The organism is Gordonia sp. (in: high G+C Gram-positive bacteria) (genome assembly GCF_012515855.1).
Lineage (GTDB): Bacteria > Actinomycetota > Actinomycetes > Mycobacteriales > Mycobacteriaceae > Gordonia.
The window spans coordinates 13,705-29,608 of the sequence record NZ_JAAYXO010000200.1 but is presented as its reverse complement, the minus strand read 5'-3'; the positions used below and the strand labels follow the sequence as shown (position 1 = coordinate 29,608).

Here is a 15,904-nt window from a genome sequence, read left to right as displayed (position 1 = left end):
GAGCAGCAGGTAGGTGACACCGAGGACGACGATCGCGGTGAACGCGAGGTAGACCACCGAGCCGATCTTGCCCGCCTGCGTCGACATATTGGCCAGCCCGGTGAGGTCGGCCACCAGCCAGACGGCGGCGGCCACGGCCAGGGAGATGCCGATGGTCACGATGGTGGTCCGCGCGACGTCGGTGAGACGGGAGACGCCGAGGCGCTTGTGCAGCAGATACTGTCCGACGAGCGCGCCGACGAGATAACCGAGCCCGTTGGAGAGCGAGAGCCAGCGGATCACGAGTTCGGGGTCGTCGAAGATGACCGGCCCGAGATACGACGTCGCCACCTTGACGACCGTGATGCCGATGACCATGAAGGTCGGTGTCCAGGCGTCCTCGCGGGCGTAGAAGACACGCAACTGGACGAGGGTCATCGCGTACGGGATCAGGGTGAACGCGCCCCACGCGAGGACCGAACCGAGCTGGGACGACACTTCGGCGCCGAACTTGCCGAAGTTGAAGATCGCGATGCCGATGGCCGGGCCGAAGAAGGTCATGAACGCGACCGTCGGCACCAGCGAGATCATCGTCAGGCGGGTGGCCAGCGACATGTCGTTGACGACGGAGTCGGTGTCGTCCGCTGCCGCGCTGCGCGACAGGCGCGGCATGATCGCCGTCAGAATGGTGACGCCGAGGACGCCGTACGGCAGCTGCAGCAGCTGCCAGTGGGTGTTGTAGATCGAGATGCCGTCGGCCGAGACGCTGGCGGCGATGCGGTAGGTGATCACCAGGCCGACCTGGAGCACCAGGACGTAGGCGACGATCGCGACGGCCATGCCGCCGAACTGGCGCAGGCGGGCGTCGATGCCCCACTGGAGCTTGAGGCGGACCCCGACCTTGCGGAGATACGGCAGCAGGATGCCGGCCTGGACGACGACGCCGAGGGTGGTTCCGACACCCAGGACCAGCAGTTGGGGATTGGTCATCTTGACCGGATTGAGGGTGGTCTCCCCCATCATCCGGAACAGGATCAGGGTGGTGATCTGGATGATGTTGTTCAGCACCGGCGCCCAGGCGCCCGGTTTGAACACGCCCTTCATGTTCAGAATCGCGATGAACAGGGCCGAGAGGCCGTAGAACAGGATCTCCGGGAGCAGCAGGTAGGCCAACGCTGTGGTCAGCTCGCGGTCGACCATGCCGTTGCCGACGTTGAGCATCGTGAGCAACGGTGCGGCGATGATCGCCACGACGGTGGCACCGCCCAGCAGGACGACGGTGATCGTGAAGATCCGGTTGATGAACCCGACGCCGCCGTCGTCGTCCTCGTTCTCGGCGCGGACGAGGACCGGGATCACGATCGCGGTCAGCACGGCGCCGAGGACCACCTCGGCGATCATCGCGGGCAGCACGTACGCGGCCTGGAATGCCGAGGCGATCGCACCGCCCAGCAGCGCCAGAACCAGGACGGTCCGGATGAAGCCGGTGATGCGGCTGATCAGGGTCGCGATCGCGATGGACCCGCCGGTCCGCATGATGCCGGCGTCGGAGTCGTCCGGTTTCGCGGTGGTCGGCTCGGCGTTCGTGGTGTCGCGATCGCTCATCAGCGTCCCCCGTCGTCCTTTCCGGTTTCGTCGCGTGCCGACTCGGTCGGCTGGTGCGACAGGTCCACCGGCTCCTCGTCGCCGACACGCGCGGTGGCGGCGAGGCGGGCCTGGTAGCTCAGTGTCGCCTGCTCCCGATCCTCGTCGTCGGGCTCTGGTCGATCTTCGTCGGCCGGGTCGGGTTCTCCCCTGAAACGGTGCCACAGACGACGGGCGGTCAGCAGGATGAGGATGATCGCCGCGGCGATCGTGATCCAGAACAGCGCCTTGCCGTAGGCGTTCGCGTACACCGACAGTTCGACGGGCGTGCTGAGCGGGACGTCGCTCGACGTCACCAGGCTGATGTGCACCGTTGCCGGTTCGGAACTCGACGCGTGGGTCGGGATCTGGAGCTGGCGGGTGCCCGCGGCCGGGATCTCGACGGTGCCGACGTCGCCGACTTCGAGGGTGTCGGGGGCATCGATGTCGAGACGTACTCGAATCGGCAGCGCCAGTGTGTTCCGCACCACGAGCAGGAGCGGACTGCGCTCGGAGGCGAGCGTGTACCGACCGCTGGGATCGAGGAGCGACACGCCCTGCTGCATCTGGTGGAGGGTCTTGCCGACGGCGCCCAGTCGCTGCTCGCGCTCCTTGCGCGTCACGGTGTTGTCGGTGGTCGACGCGCTCGAGACGGCCCGGAGGAGGTCGTCGCGGAGTGGTGCCAGGTACTCGGCGGGCGTGGTGACGGTGTTGGCGTCGCCGACGAGGGCTGCCTGCATCCGGTCGATGCGGTCGATCCGCTGGCGGATGGTCTCGGCCTCGAGCTGGGTGATGGGGTAGCCCGCCGCGACCTCGGGATTGATGTCGCCGGGGATCTGGAACTGTGCCCGCGCATCGGCGGCGGGCATCTCGTCGATCACCGTCGCGAGTGGGACGGGGCGAGCGACCCCGGACGACAGCATCAGCGCGGCCGTGTCGCGCAGGACGCGCGCGTCTTCGACAGTCGGCGACCAGTACGTCGGCGGCATCACGAACGACGACCGCCCCGTTGTCGGCAGTCGGGCGGCGGGGGTCTCGTCGTTGGCGGTGGGCGACGGGGCGTCGAGCATCGGGAAGGTCAGTGCCGCGGCCGCAGTCTGCCTGCGGCTGGCGGCCGACTCGTCGGTGAGGTGCGGCTGCTGCCAGTTGGGCATGATCGCGGGGACCACCGGGGTGAGTCCGGCGGCTCCGAGAGCAGCGCTGACCGACATGTCGTATGTCTGCACCGCGAGGCCGGACTCGTCGTAGCGTCCCGACCCGCTGCCGCCCGTCGGGCCCTGGTCGGCCCCGACCGGCAGGAGGGAGCTCGCTGCGATCGCCGAGGCGGTGATGCCCTGTTCACGGAGCAGTGCGCCGGTCTCGTCGGTGAGGGTGCCGGTGGCCGGAATGGTGAGGCCGCGGATGGTCTTGACGCCGAGCACGGAGTCGACGGTGTCGTACGGCTGCAGGAGGGCGCGTTTGGTGAAGTCCTCGTCGTCGACCGAGTGCAGGGACGGGAGGCCCGCTTGAGCGAACGGCAGCGCGGTGACGCACATCCGGCGGGCGACCCTGGTGAGGCGTTTGATCCATGCCGACGCGGCGGTCGCGCCCTGGCCGTCGTGCGTTGCGGCGTTGGGATCGGCGGGATCACTGGTGACGGTGTACCCGTCGGCCATCTGCTGCACCGTGGCCAGCAGGTCGGGATCCACCGCCAGACAGATGGAGTCCCGCACCGGGTCCGCGGGGATCGGCTCGGGTTCGGGATTGGGCGGCGCCGATGGATTCGTGAGCTCGGGAGAACTCGGGCCGGTGACGCCGACGAGGCTCTCCAGCGCATCCAGCGCGATGCCCAGCCGACCGTCGGGCTGCAGCGAATGGCCCAGCGCGTCGCTGATCAGACGCAGGTCGGTGGTGTCGCCGCCGAGAATGCCGGGGGCCTCCTGCGGACTCGCCGCAAGGGGCCAGATCATGGTGAACGCGGAGGGGCTCGACGTGTTCGGAGCCACCGTTCCGTCGCGCCCGAGCAGCGGGTTGCCCACAGCGCCGGTGCCCGGCTCCACGTAGTCGGCGGCCCGACCGCGATCGGCGGGCAGCGACAGCACCGGGATCATCGTCCGAGATTCGGCGATGGTGACGGCGCCCAGGTCACGCGGACTGCCGGTCACATTCACCATCAGCGGATAGACACCCGCCTGAGTGAGGCCCAGTCCGCCGGGTCCGTCGATCGGGACTTCGACGGTGAAGTCGATCGACTTCTCCCGGCCCAGAGTGCCGGCGATCTTCTTGGCTCGGCTGACGACGCCGAACTCGGTGGCCGGGGAGGTCAGCGTGCTGCGCAGCTGATACGACTCGGAGACGCGATTGCCACGCTGCAGCCGGACGCTGAGGTCGCTGATGGGCCGATCGGCCGTGTTGACGACCTTGCCGCGCACCGTGACCGTTCTGCCGGTGGACGTCGTCACCGTCGTGGGCGTCACCTCGGTGAGGCCCACGCTCGCGTACGAGGTCGGACTGCTGGGCTCGGCGTGCGCGGTCGGTATCGCGCCCATCGTCAGTGCCAGCAGGATCGAGATCGCCGACAGGACGAGGAAGCGCAGCAGCGGGTGGCGCGACGCGGAGCGGTCAGCTGTCACCGGAGGCGGTGCGACGCGGGCGCCGCCGACGTCGACGAGGTTTCGGCGCTGGCGGCGGTTCGTTGCGTCGCTGATTGCGTGCGGCTGCGGCTTTCTCATAGTCGTTCGGCTCGGTGCGGAGGCAGCTGGCTTCGGACTGCGCCAACCGATGAGGGTCGCCCTGCAGGTCGGCGATCACCGACTCGGCCATCCGTGCCAGACGCCGCTCGTCAGAGTACGTGAGGCGACGGGGCAGTTCGGTGAGCGGCACCCAGGCGACGGCGCTGACTTCGTAATCCGCGTCCGACAGCTCACCGCCGGTGAACCGCAGCAGGTAATGGTGGACGGTCTTGTGGATCCGTTTGCCCTCGCTGACGAACCAGTAGTCGATCTTCCCGAGCGGTGCGACGATGGTGCCCTCGATGCCGGTCTCCTCGGCGACCTCGCGCATTGCGGTCTGCTCGGCGGTCTCGCCGGTCTCGATGTGGCCCTTCGGCAACGACCACATCATCCGGCCGCGACGGTCGATCCGGCCGATCAGCGCGGCAGAGAGCTCCCCGAACGGCGCATCGAGGTCCGACAGCACCAGCCCGCCCGCCGACGTCTCGCGGACGGTGTGCAGCCGCGGCGGGTTCTCGGCGTCCGGATGCCGCGCGGTGCGACGCCGTGTTCGGGGCATCGAGGCAGGCGAGTTGGCCGTGCCGAGGCGGACGTCGGCGGCGAGGTCGGACGGCTTGGTCGCGGCCGCGACGTCGCCGTCGACGGCCTTCGCGGGGCCGTTTTTCGGGGTGTTCTTGGCTCCGTTGTTCTTGGCTCCGCTGCTCTTGTGCCCACTGTTGCGCGGGCCCCCGCCCTTCCCCGTGTGCTTGGATCCGCCGTTGCGCGGCGAACCGTTGCGCTTCTTCGTCGCGTTCGTGGGGGTCGCATTCTTGGACGTCGAGGGTGCCGATTCGGCGGCCGCGGGACTGTCGCCGACCGTGCTCTCGAGGCTCTCCTGCTGCCCCGGTCCGGAACCCGATAGCCTGCCGCGACGACGTCGTCCGCGCCGATTCCGACGGGATCGGGACGATTGGCCACTACCGGCGCCCTGCTGGTTGGCACTACTCTTGGGTGCGGAACCACCCTTGCCCGAGCCGCCTCCGGACGCAGCATCGACCGCCGGAGCGTCAGATTTGACGTCCGGGCGCTGCAGCGAGGGTTCAGCGGACACACTCCGATGCTAGCCGCTTGTAACCCGGCGTTAGCTCAGCCGACCGTCGAACAGGTTGAGCGGGTCGGGAGTCGGTAGTCTCTCATCACATGATGGAGACTGCGCCACGAGCACAGATGAGCGACGACGACCGCTCAGAACGTCGCACGCGCCTGTTGGCGTCCGCGACCGACACGTTGCAGTCCTACAGTGACATCCTCTCGCCGCTCGCCGCGCGTTTCGCCGACCGCGGCCACGACCTGTACCTGGTGGGCGGCTCGGTGCGCGACGCTGTGCTGGGCCGATTGGCGGGCGACCTCGACTTCACCACCGACGCGCGCCCCGCCGTGATCGCCGAGATCCTCAAGGCGTGGGGCGACGCCGTCTGGGACACCGGGATCGAGTTCGGCACCGTGAGCGCGGCGAAGGACGGCGCGACCGTCGAGATCACCACATTCCGGTCGGACATCTACGACCAGCAGAGCCGGAACCCGGTGGTCACGTTCGGCGACACGCTGGAGGGCGACCTGGTGCGCCGTGACTTCCGGATCAACGCGATGGCGGTGAAGCTGCTCGCCGACGGCGGTCAGGAGTTCTGCGATCCCCTCGACGGCATGCAGGACCTCCTCCGCGGGGTCATCGACACGCCGGCCGCGCCCGAGTCGTCGTTCAACGACGACCCGCTTCGCATGCTGCGCGGCGTCCGATTCGTCTCCCAGCTGGGATTCCGGATGGCCGACCGCGTCCTCGAAGCCACCCGGGAGATGGCCGGACAGATCGAGCGGATCACCGTCGAGCGGATCCGGGTGGAGCTCGACAAGATGATCTGCGGCGACTACCCGCTCGAAGCGGTGGACCTGCTGGTGGAGACGGGGCTCGCCGAACTCGTGATCCCGGAGATCCCCGGCATGAAGCTGACGATCGACGAGCATCACCAGCACAAGGATGTCTACCAGCATTCGCTCACCGTGCTGAAGCAGGCGATCGACCTCGAGGACGGTGAACCCGACCTGGTCCTGCGCTGGGCCGCACTGCTCCACGACATCGGCAAACCGGCCACACGCAGGCATGAGGAACGCGGCGGCGTCAGCTTTCACCACCACGAGGTGGTCGGAGCCAAGATGGTGCGGAAGCGGATGCGAAAGCTGAAGTACCCGAATGCGGTGGTCGAGGACGTCGCACAGTTGGTGTTCCTGCACCTGCGCTTCCACGGGTACGGCGACGGCAAGTGGACCGACTCCGCGGTGCGCCGGTACGTGACCGACGCCGGTCCCCTGCTGGATCGCCTGCACAAGCTGGTGCGCGCCGATTGCACCACGCGCAACCGACGCCGGGCCCGTCGCCTGCAGGAGACCTACGACCACCTCGAGGAACGCATCGACGTCATCAAGGAGGCTGAGGACCTCGACCGCGTGCGCCCCGACCTCGACGGCAACGCGATCATGGAGCTGCTGGGCCTGGCACCCGGCCCCGAGGTCGGCCAGGCGTGGAAGTACCTCAAGGAACTCCGGCTCGACGTCGGCCCGATGAGCCGCGAGGACGCCGAGGCCGCACTTCGCAAGTGGTGGACCGATCGGCAGAATGGCGACTGAGCACGCACTTCGGACACACGGGTAGATTTGGTCTCATGTACTGCAGCGCGCTCGGTGAACAGTGGCACGACGCTCGGGTCGAACCCGCGATCGGACATCTCGATTCGGCTTCGGCGGGGCGGTCGTCGAACGGGGTCATCCAGACCCTGCATCAACACCTGATCCGTGAGGCGGAGATCGGCGCCTACGTGGCCGCCGACGAGCGGGCCGCCGACCTCGAGGAGGGCCGTCGGGCACTCGGTGCCCTGATCGGGCACGGCCCCGAGGAGATCTCGTTCCGCGACAGCGCGCGCGCAGCGCTCCGCGGTGTGCTCAACGGGATGAAGCTGCCGCTGTCGGCCACGGTGTGGGTGGCGACCAACGAGTTCGGTCCCAACCTCGACGAGTTCGAACGACGCGGCTTCGCGGTCCGCCCGATGCCGACCATCGACGTCTACGGTCGCGTGGACGTCGACTCGCTCGAGAACATGCTGCAGTTCGAGCAGCCCGACTTCATCCACGTGTGCCACATCGGTTCGGCGAGCGGCGTGGTGCAGCCGGTCGCGGAGATCGTGCAGGTGGCCCACAACGCAGGCGTTCCGGTGCTGGTCGACATGGCGCAGTCGGTCGGGCACGTCCCCACCGTGACCGGTGCCGACGTCGTCTACGGCACCTCGCGCAAATGGCTCACCGGCCCTCGGGGCGTCGGCTTCGTGGCGGTCCGTGCCGACTCGTTGGTCCCGGTGTCTGTGGAGTCGTCGGAGTCGTTCATCGCCGGGCAGTTGGCGCTCTCGACCGCCGTCGCCGAGTTCTCCGCGATCGATCAGCAGCTGGTCTACCAGGAACTCGCCGGGGTCGGCCGCATGACCCGCGAGCGCCTGCACGGCATCGGCAGCTGGGAGGTCATGGAACCGGTCGACGAGCCGTCGGCGCTGGTCACGCTGGCCCCGCCGCCGGGCTGGCAGCCCGCGGATGTGCTGGCCGCCCGCGATCGGCTGCGTGATCTCGGCCTGCTCGTCACCGCAGCCGACTCCTGGCGTGCCCCCTTGGCGGGCGAGCAGTCGCTGCTGCGGGTGAGTCCGCACCTCGATGTGCGGCGCGAGCAGATCGACCAGCTCGCGACCGCCATCCGGACGATGGGCTACTGACCTGACTGTTACTGACCTGACTGCCACTGGGCTGACTGTTACTGAACAGGCTGCCGCTGTTCGCGGGGTCCCGGGTGGATGACCTGACTCGGTGGCTCACCGAGCTGGTGGACGCCGCGCCTGCGTGGTCGGTGTATCTGATCGCCTGCAGCGTGGTGTACCTGGAGACCGCGATCGTGGTGGTGGGACTGATCGCGCCGAGCGAAGCCGTGTTGATCGCCGCGGGGGTCGTCGCGGCCATCGGCAAGCCGAACATCGGTGTGCTCGTCGTCAGCTGCGCCATCGCGGCCTTGGCCGGCGACACCACCGGCTATTGGCTGGGGCGCGCAGGCGGGCCGCGATTCATGAAGACCAAGATCGGGCACCGCATGGTGCGGCGCACCCGCCGGTCGGGATATCACCCGCCGGGCGCCAAGGACGCGTTCATCGCGGTCGCCGCGGCGCGCTGGGTGAGCTACGTCCGCAGCGTCTCACCGCTGCTCGCGGGCAGTCGTCGGATGCCCTATCGCCGCTACGCGGTCGCTACGGCCGTCGGCGGGACCACCTGGTCGGCGACCATTCTGCTGGTCTCGTACGGCGTCGGCGCCACACTGGGCGCCAAAGTGGCGCTGGTGGTCGTGGTCTGTGTCGCGGGCCTCGCGCTGCTGGTGCTGCTGATTCGACGGCTGATGGCGCATCGCGCCGTCGCGGACGAGCGCGGCTAGTTCTCTTCCGGCCGCAGCGGGAAGGTCGAGAGCAGGGGCAGCGGCCAGGGCTGACGTCGCAGGACGTGCTGCCAGATGTCCACCGACGGCTCCGACAGCAGATCGGTGGGAAGGCTCTGCGTCACGATCCAGCTGCCCTCGGAGATCTCCTCGTCCAACTGTCCGGCGTCCCAACCCGCGTAGCCGGCGAAGATGCGGACACCGGTGAGGATCTGCGCGAGATCTTCCGGGTCGGCGTCGAGGTCGACCATCGCCACCGGTCCCAGCACCTGGTGCAGCTTCGGTTGGGCGCCGACGTCGACGCCGGTCTTGGCGACGCCGAGGCACAGGGCAGACGACGTTCCCACCGGTCCCCCGACGAATACCGCCCGCGGACGGGCGGCGAGCTCGGCCCAGGCGGGCAGCACGTTGAAGACGGCTGCGTCGGACATACGGTTCAAGACCACCCCGAGGGTGCCCTGCGCATCGTGCTCGATCACGTAGATCACCGTGCGCGCGAAAGTCGGCCCGGTGAGCCCGGTGGACGCGATCAACAGACTTCCCGCGGTCACCTCGGGCTGATTCGTCAGATAGTCGGATCCGGACACTCCTCAATCATGACACCCGGAGTCGTCGGCCGCCGATATCCGGCCCGTGTCGGGCCGTAAACTCGACAGTGTGAAGTCCCTGCGGTCGTTGATGCATGCCCCGGGTCTCTTTCGACTGCTCTCCGTCCGCCTGACGAGCCAGCTGAGCGATGGTGCCTTTCAGGCGGCACTGGCCTTCTCGATCCTGTTCAACCCCGACCGGCACACCGACCCCCTGGCGATCGCCGGCGGGTTCGCGGTCCTCCTGCTCCCCTATTCACTCCTCGGCCCGTTCGCGGGCGCGCTCCTGGACCACTGGGACCGGCGACGCGTCCTGTTGTGGGTCAATCTGTTGCGCGCGGTCGCGATCGTGCTGGTGGCCGTCACCATGAGCACCAGCAGTCCCGACACCGTTGTGCTGATGTGCGCGCTGTTGGTGACCGGCTGCAGTCGACTGGTGGCGTCGGGTCTGTCGGCGAGCCTGCCGTTGGTCTCGCCGCCGTCGCTCATCGTCGAGGTGAACTCGGTGTTCACCACGCTCGGCGGCGGCATGCTGGCCGCGGGCGCCGGCGTCTCCGGCGTGCTGCGCCTCATCTTCGGCGCGGACAACGGGGGGTCGGGCGCCACCTTGCTTGCCGGTGCGGTCTTCGCGGTGATCGCGGCCCTGCTGGCGGGCGGTTTCGCGCCCCGACAGCTCGGTCCGGACCGGCCCGACGGACTGGGACACACGGCGATCTATTCGCTCGCGCACGGTCTGGCGCACGGAATGCGCGCGGTGCTGAAGGCTCCGAGCGTCGGGATCGCCCTCGCCGCGATCGGTACCCATCGGCTGGTGTTCGGCGTCAACACGCTGATGTTCCTGCTGCTGGTGCGCCACACCGAACTCGGCGACGCGCTGGGCGCCAATGTCCGTGCCATCACGCTGATCGGCGGGTCGGTGGCGCTCGGCGCCTTGATCGCCGCGGGCACCACCCCGGTGTCGATCCGGTTCATCGGGCGCCGCGGCACCATCATCGGAGCTCTGCTGATCGGGGCGCTCGCTGAGCTCGGCCTGCTGACACTGCGCCCGGTCCCGGTGCTGATCGCCGCCGCCGTGGTCGGTCTGGCGGGACAGACGGTGAAGCTCTGCGGTGACGTGGCGATGCAGTGCGACATCTTCGACACCTATCGGGGGCAGGTTTTCGCTGTTCAGGACGCCTTGTTCAACACCGCGTTCGTCGCCGCGATCTTCTTTGCGGCACTGTTCGTCCCCGCGGACGGCTTCAGTGTGCCGCTGGTGATCGGTTGTTCGGTCCTCTATGCCCTGACCGCGGCCTGGGTGATTCGGGAAGGTCAGCGCGCCGAGGGGCCGGTGCCTCCACCGCTGGCCGAGGAACCGGTGGCCACCTCGCGGTAGCCGTCGGCGTACCCGTCGCCGTCGGTGTCGAGCAGGGCGATGTCGGGAACGGTGTCGTCGTCGGTGTCGAGGAGCGTCTCGCGCGGACCTTCGCCCGGAGCACCCGGCACCCCGGTTCCCTCGCCACCGGCCTCCTCGCCACTGGTCCCCTCGCTACTGGGTCCCGATGCTCCCGTGCCCCAGATTCCGGTTCCATCGTCGGCGAATCGGGCTTCGGGGGTTCCGTCGTCGTCGAGATCGAGTGCCGACAGGTCGCAGCGACCGTCGCCGTCGGTGTCCCACATCGCGTCGTCGCGGAGACCGTCGCCGTCGAAGTCGAGAGATACGGCGTCGAGCGTGCCGTCGCCGTTCAGGTCGAGGTCGGCGGGCGAGCTCCACCGGTGCACGTCGCCGCCGCCGTCTCCGAAGTAGTACTCGATCACGGGGTCCATGCAGATTGGACGCACCCGAGCCGCGGACGGTTCCGCGACACGCCGGTCAGGCGGTTTCGGCGATCGCCTGCTTCTCGTAGCGGCTGGCCAGAATGGAGCACAGCACCAGCTGAACCTGGTGGAAGATCATCAGCGGCAGCACGATGAAACCGACGGTGCCGCTCGCGAACATGACGGTGGCCAGCGGGAGTCCGGTGGCCAGCGACTTCTTGGTTCCGCAGAACTGGATCGCGATCACGTCCTGGCGGTCGAAGCCCATGCGTTCGGGCACCCACCGGGTCAGCATCAGCATCGCCACGACGAACACCGTCGAGATCAGCACTACGACCACCACGTCCCACGCGCTGACGATGGACCACATGCCCGACACCACGCCGCCGCTGAACGCCACGTAGACCACCACGATGATCGAACTCCGGTCGACGTACTTGGTCGGCGCGGCGTACTTGGCCATGAATCCGGAGATCAACGGTCGGCACAGCTGTCCGACGATGAATGGAACCAGGATCTCCAGGACGATCTTGAGGATCGACGAGCCCGTGATGTGCACGCCCTGGTCGGTGCTCATCAGCATGATCACCAGCAGCGGCGTCAGGAAGACGCCGATCAGATTCGACGCGGACGCGCTCACGATCGCGCCCGCCACGTTGCCGCGGGCGATGGAGGTGAACGCGATCGACGACTGCACCGTCGACGGCACCAAGGTCAGGTACAGCATGCCGTCGGCCAACTGGTTGCCGATGACCGGTGCCAGTACCGGGCGAAGCAGCAGGCCCACGATCGGGAAGAGGATGAACGTGAAGCTCAGGATGGTCAGGTGCAGTCGCCAGTGGGTGAGGCCCTCGAGTGCCTCACGGGGATGCAGGCGCGCGCCGTACAGGAAGAACAGCAGGGCGATCAGGCCGACCACGACCCAGTCCATGACGTCGGCGAACGTACCGCGCGCGGGGAACAGCGCGGCGACCACCACGGCGAGGAAGATCGAGAGAACGAAGCCGTCGATCGGCGAACGATCGAGGAGTTTGCGCATGCCGGCCTTAGACGGCGTGGTTGTGCGTGTTGTCCTCGGACAGGCACATGCCGCTCAGCGAGCACGAACCGCAGCTCGATTCGCCGCAGTCCGCGGCGGCCTTCTCGGCGTCCGCGGTGCTCGTGCTGTCGGATGCCCCGGCACCGCACGACGACGCGGGCTGATCGGAGCAGCCGCCCGCGGTGTCACCGGAATCGGAGCAGCAGCCGCAGCCGCCGGCCTCGTCCGGAATCGCGCGAGCCGCGGCCAGTGCCACGCCCCCGACGGCGGAGATCACCAGGACCGCGACCACGATGCCGAACAGTGCGACCAGGAAACCCCACGAACCGATGAACAGCCCGATGAGGCCGGTGGCGAGGAGGATGACGCCCGACCCCAGGTAACCGGGGGCCGCCACCTTGTTGGCGACGGCGAACGTCTCGTCGGAGCGCAGGGTCTCGGGCGACCGCACGCCCCCCCAACGATTCCGACGGAGCGCGCCGGTCAGTCCGGCGACGCCGATTCCCAGCGACCCGGCTGCGAGCACCAGTGCGAGAACCGAGAGGACGACAGACACGATAGACACGCGGTCAGTCTACGTCGGTCCCGACCGATGCCCTAAATGTCGGCGACGTTCGTGGTGCGGCCGACAGCGCTGATGGGCGACGCGCCGACGGTGGGCCGCGCGCCGCCTGATTTCCGACACGCGAGGTAACGATTTACGCTGGTCGGGTGACTTCTGCTGATTCGACGAATCGTCCGGCCGACACCGAGGGCCACCGGTACACCGCCGCGACCGCGGGTGAGATCGAGGGTCGCTGGCAGGAGTACTGGACTGCCAACCAGACTTTTGCCGCGCCGAACCCCGTCGGGCCGCTGGCCGGCGACTTCTCCGCGTTCGCCGGCGGCGACAGCCCGGAGGCCGACGACAAGCTCTTCGTCCAGGACATGTTCCCGTACCCGTCGGGCGCGGGCCTGCACGTCGGACACCCCCTCGGGTTCATCGCCAGCGATGTCTTCGCGCGCTATCAGCGGATGACCGGGAAGAACGTCCTGCACACGATGGGCTTCGACTCGTTCGGCCTGCCCGCCGAGCAGTACGCCGTGCAGACCGGCACGCACCCGCGGACCACCACCGAAGCGAACATCGAGCGCTACCTGCAGCAGATCCGCCGTCTGGGTCTGGGCCACGACGAACGTCGCCGGGTGGCGACCACCGACCTCGAGTTCTACCGCTGGACGCAGTGGATCTTCCTGCAGATCTACAACGCCTGGTTCGATCCCGAGCTGGGTAAGGCGCGACCGATCGACGAGCTGGTGGAAGAGTTCGAGAACGGTGGGCGCGAGATCGAGGACGGCCGCGACTGGGTGGCGCTCAGCGCCGTCGAACGTCGCGAAGTCCTGGACGACTACCGCCTGGTGTACCTGAGCAACTCGCTGGTGAACTGGTGCCCCGGACTCGGCACCGTGCTGGCGAACGAGGAGGTCACCGCCGACGGGCGCAGCGAGCGCGGCAACTTCCCGGTGTTCCGCAAGAACCTGCGCCAGTGGATGATGCGGATCACCGCCTACTCCGACCGCCTGCTCGACGACCTCGACCTGCTGGATTGGCCGGAGAAGGTCAAGACGATGCAGCGCAACTGGATCGGTCGTTCGCGCGGTGCGCAGGTGAAGTTCCCGGTGCCCGGCGCGTACGCCCAGGGCGGCAGCGCCGCCGCCATCGAGGTCTTCACCACCCGCCCCGACACGCTGTTCGGCGCCAGCTACATGGTCCTGGCACCCGAACACGAGCTGGTCGACGCGATCGTCGCCGAGGAGTGGCCGGAAGGCACCGATCCCCGCTGGACCGGCACCACCGACGGTGCGGCCACGGGATACCACCACGCCGATCCGAAGAGCGCTGTCGCGGCCTATCGTGCGGCGATCGCGGCCAAGAGCGACATCGAGCGTCAGGAGAACAAGGAGAAGACCGGTGTGTTCACCGGTGCCTTCGCCACCAACCCGGTCAACGGTCGGCCCGTTCCGGTGTTCATCGCCGACTACGTGCTGATCGGCTACGGCACCGGCGCCATCATGGCCGTCCCCGGCCACGACACCCGCGACCACGAGTTCGCGACCGCCTTCGGGCTGCCGGTGATCGAGGTCATCGGGTCCGACGCGGGCGTCGTCGAGGCCGCGTATACCGGCGACGGACCGCTGGTGAACTCCGACTTCTTGAACGGGCTCAACGTCGACGAAGCCAAGGCCGCGATGATCGCGCGCCTGGAGGCCGACGACACCGGCACCGGCACCGTTCAGTACAAGCTGCGCGACTGGCTGTTCGCCCGTCAGCGCTACTGGGGCGAGCCCTTCCCCATCGTGTACGACGCGCAGGGCGCCCCGCACGCGCTGCCCGAGTCGATGCTGCCGGTGGAACTGCCCGAGGTGGCCGACTACCAGCCCGTCGCCTTCGAACCCGACGACGCCGACAGCGAGCCGTCGCCGCCGCTGGCCAAGGCCGCCGACTGGGTGACCGTGGAGCTCGATCTCGGCAACGGACCGCAGACCTACACCCGCGACACCAACGTGATGCCGCAGTGGGCGGGCAGCTCCTGGTACCAGCTGCGGTACATCGATCCGACCAACGACGAGACGCTGTGCGCCAAGGAGAACGAGGCGTATTGGATGGGCCCGCGCCCGGCCGTGCACGGTGAGAACGACCCCGGTGGTCTGGACCTGTACATCGGCGGCGTGGAGCATGCGGTGCTGCACCTGCTGTACTCGCGGTTCTGGCACAAGGTGCTGTTCGACCTCGGCTACGTCACCAGCCGCGAGCCGTACCGTCGCCTGTTCAACCAGGGCATGATCCAGGCCTACGCGTACACCGACTCGCGTGGCGTCTACGTGCCCGCCGACGAGGTGGAAGCCCGCGACGGCAAGTACTTCTATGAGGGCCAGGAGGTCACGCAGGAGTACGGAAAGATGGGCAAGTCGCTCAAGAACTCCGTCGCTCCCGACGAGATCGCCCGCGACTACGGCGCCGACACCCTGCGGGTGTACGAGATGTCGATGGGTCCGCTGGACCAGTCGCGCCCCTGGGCCACCAAGGACGTCGTCGGCGCGCAGCGCTTCCTGCAGCGCGTCTGGCGCCTGGTTGTCGACGAGGAGACCGGCGACGTCCGCGTGGTCGACGAGGCCCCGTCCGACGACGCGAACAAGGCGCTGCACAAGACCATCGAGGGCGTGCGCGACGACTTCGCCAACCTGCGGACCAACACCGCGGGCGCCAAGTTGATCGAGCTGACCAACTTCCTGACCAAGAACTACCCCGGCGGCGCTCCCCGCGAGTCGGTGCAGGGCCTGGTCCTGATGCTCGCGCCACTGGCACCGCACCTGGCCGAAGAACTGTGGAGCCGCCTCGGCAACGACGGCTCGCTGGCCCGCGGCCCGTTCCCCGAGGTCGACGAGAAGTGGCTGGTGGAGGACTCGATCGAGCTGCCCGTCGCCGTCAAGGGCAAGCCGCGCAGCCGCATCACCGTGGCCGCCGACGCCGACGAGGCGACGGTCGTCGCCGCGGCCCTGGCCGATGAGAAGATCGCCGCGCTGCTCGACGGCGGTGAGCCCCGCAAGGTCATCTTCGTCCCCGGCAAGATGGTCAACATCGTTCCGTAGGGGCTGAGCGCCCTATCCGCGAACTACGCGGATAGGGCGGGTCGTC

12 protein-coding genes are annotated in these 15,904 nt (G+C 68.4%); 5 read left to right on the top strand and 7 right to left on the bottom strand.

The genetic code is table 11. The features are described from left to right. From murJ to GX543_RS14380, 3 genes are all read right to left on the bottom strand, one after another. Positions 1–1,584 (bottom strand): murein biosynthesis integral membrane protein MurJ (murJ, locus tag GX543_RS14390; protein WP_290852837.1); only part of this gene is annotated, 1,584 nt, incomplete at its 3' end. Beyond that, a complete protein-coding gene (locus tag GX543_RS14385) occupies positions 1,584–4,313 on the bottom strand; it encodes a DUF6049 family protein (protein ID WP_290852835.1) in 2,730 nt (909 codons plus the stop codon). The genes GX543_RS14385 and murJ, both read right to left, overlap by 1 nt. Further along, a complete protein-coding gene (locus GX543_RS14380) occupies positions 4,204–5,403 on the bottom strand; it encodes an NUDIX hydrolase (RefSeq protein ID WP_290852834.1) in 1,200 nt (399 codons plus the stop codon). The genes GX543_RS14385 and GX543_RS14380 overlap by 110 nt, the downstream gene beginning before the upstream one ends. A 116-nt stretch (positions 5,404–5,519) precedes the next feature. On the opposite strand from GX543_RS14380, the gene GX543_RS14375 reads away from it, so the two are divergent. The 3 genes from GX543_RS14375 (at position 5,520) to GX543_RS14365 (ending at position 8,805) form a co-directional block, all read left to right on the top strand. Further along, positions 5,520–6,974: a CCA tRNA nucleotidyltransferase gene (locus tag GX543_RS14375; protein WP_290852833.1), complete on the top strand. Its 1,455-nt coding sequence runs from the start codon at positions 5,520–5,522 to the stop codon at positions 6,972–6,974. Between the two features lie 35 nt (positions 6,975–7,009). Beyond that, positions 7,010–8,101: an aminotransferase class V-fold PLP-dependent enzyme gene (locus GX543_RS14370; protein ID WP_290852832.1), complete on the top strand. Its 1,092-nt coding sequence runs from the start codon at positions 7,010–7,012 to the stop codon at positions 8,099–8,101. A 74-nt stretch (positions 8,102–8,175) separates the two neighbouring features. Further along, positions 8,176–8,805, top strand: coding sequence for a DedA family protein (locus GX543_RS14365; RefSeq protein ID WP_290852831.1), 630 nt, complete (start codon positions 8,176–8,178; stop codon positions 8,803–8,805). On the opposite strand, the gene GX543_RS14360 is transcribed toward GX543_RS14365, so the two are convergent. Beyond that, positions 8,802–9,392, bottom strand: coding sequence for a YqgE/AlgH family protein (locus GX543_RS14360; RefSeq protein ID WP_290852830.1), 591 nt, complete (start codon positions 9,390–9,392; stop codon positions 8,802–8,804). The two genes, GX543_RS14365 and GX543_RS14360, sit on opposite strands and share 4 nt — an antisense overlap. Positions 9,393–9,462: 70 nt before the next feature. Here GX543_RS14360 and GX543_RS14355 point away from each other — a divergent pair, with 70 nt between their 5' ends. Beyond that, complete coding sequence (locus GX543_RS14355; protein WP_290852828.1) at positions 9,463–10,767, top strand: MFS transporter; 1,305 nt, start codon at positions 9,463–9,465, stop codon at positions 10,765–10,767. Here GX543_RS14355 and GX543_RS14350 read toward each other — a convergent pair. Genes GX543_RS14350 through GX543_RS14340 form a run of 3 tightly spaced genes read right to left on the bottom strand, consistent with a single transcriptional unit; the run spans position 10,704 to position 12,793 of the window. Further along, a complete protein-coding gene (locus GX543_RS14350) occupies positions 10,704–11,198 on the bottom strand; it encodes a hypothetical protein (protein WP_290852826.1) in 495 nt (164 codons plus the stop codon). The genes GX543_RS14355 and GX543_RS14350 overlap by 64 nt on opposite strands. 46 nt (positions 11,199–11,244) lie before the next feature. Next, on the bottom strand, positions 11,245–12,228 hold the full coding sequence (locus GX543_RS14345) for a bile acid:sodium symporter family protein (RefSeq protein WP_290852825.1): 984 nt from the start codon (positions 12,226–12,228) through the stop codon (positions 11,245–11,247). A 7-nt stretch (positions 12,229–12,235) separates the two neighbouring features. Next, positions 12,236–12,793 carry an SdpI family protein gene (locus GX543_RS14340; protein WP_290852823.1) on the bottom strand — a complete coding sequence of 186 codons (558 nt, stop codon included), beginning with the start codon at positions 12,791–12,793 and terminating at the stop codon, positions 12,236–12,238. A 146-nt stretch (positions 12,794–12,939) separates the two neighbouring features. On the opposite strand from GX543_RS14340, the gene GX543_RS14335 reads away from it, so the two are divergent. Continuing rightward, positions 12,940–15,858, top strand: a complete 2,919-nt coding sequence (locus GX543_RS14335; RefSeq protein WP_290852822.1) for a class I tRNA ligase family protein — start codon at positions 12,940–12,942, stop codon at positions 15,856–15,858. Positions 15,859–15,904: the final 46 nt, after the last annotated feature.

Bases quoted from the DNA above. Each gene is read 5' to 3' on its own strand.
- GX543_RS14370 (WP_290852832.1), top strand. From the start codon at position 7,010: ATGTACTGCAGCGCGCTCGGTGAACAGTGGCACGACGCTCGGGTCGAA.
- GX543_RS14350 (WP_290852826.1), bottom strand. From the start codon at position 11,198: ATGGACCCCGTGATCGAGTACTACTTCGGAGACGGCGGCGGCGACGTG.
- GX543_RS14385 (WP_290852835.1), bottom strand. From the start codon at position 4,313: ATGAGAAAGCCGCAGCCGCACGCAATCAGCGACGCAACGAACCGCCGC.
- GX543_RS14375 (WP_290852833.1), top strand. From the start codon at position 5,520: ATGAGCGACGACGACCGCTCAGAACGTCGCACGCGCCTGTTGGCGTCC.
- GX543_RS14345 (WP_290852825.1), bottom strand. From the start codon at position 12,228: ATGCGCAAACTCCTCGATCGTTCGCCGATCGACGGCTTCGTTCTCTCG.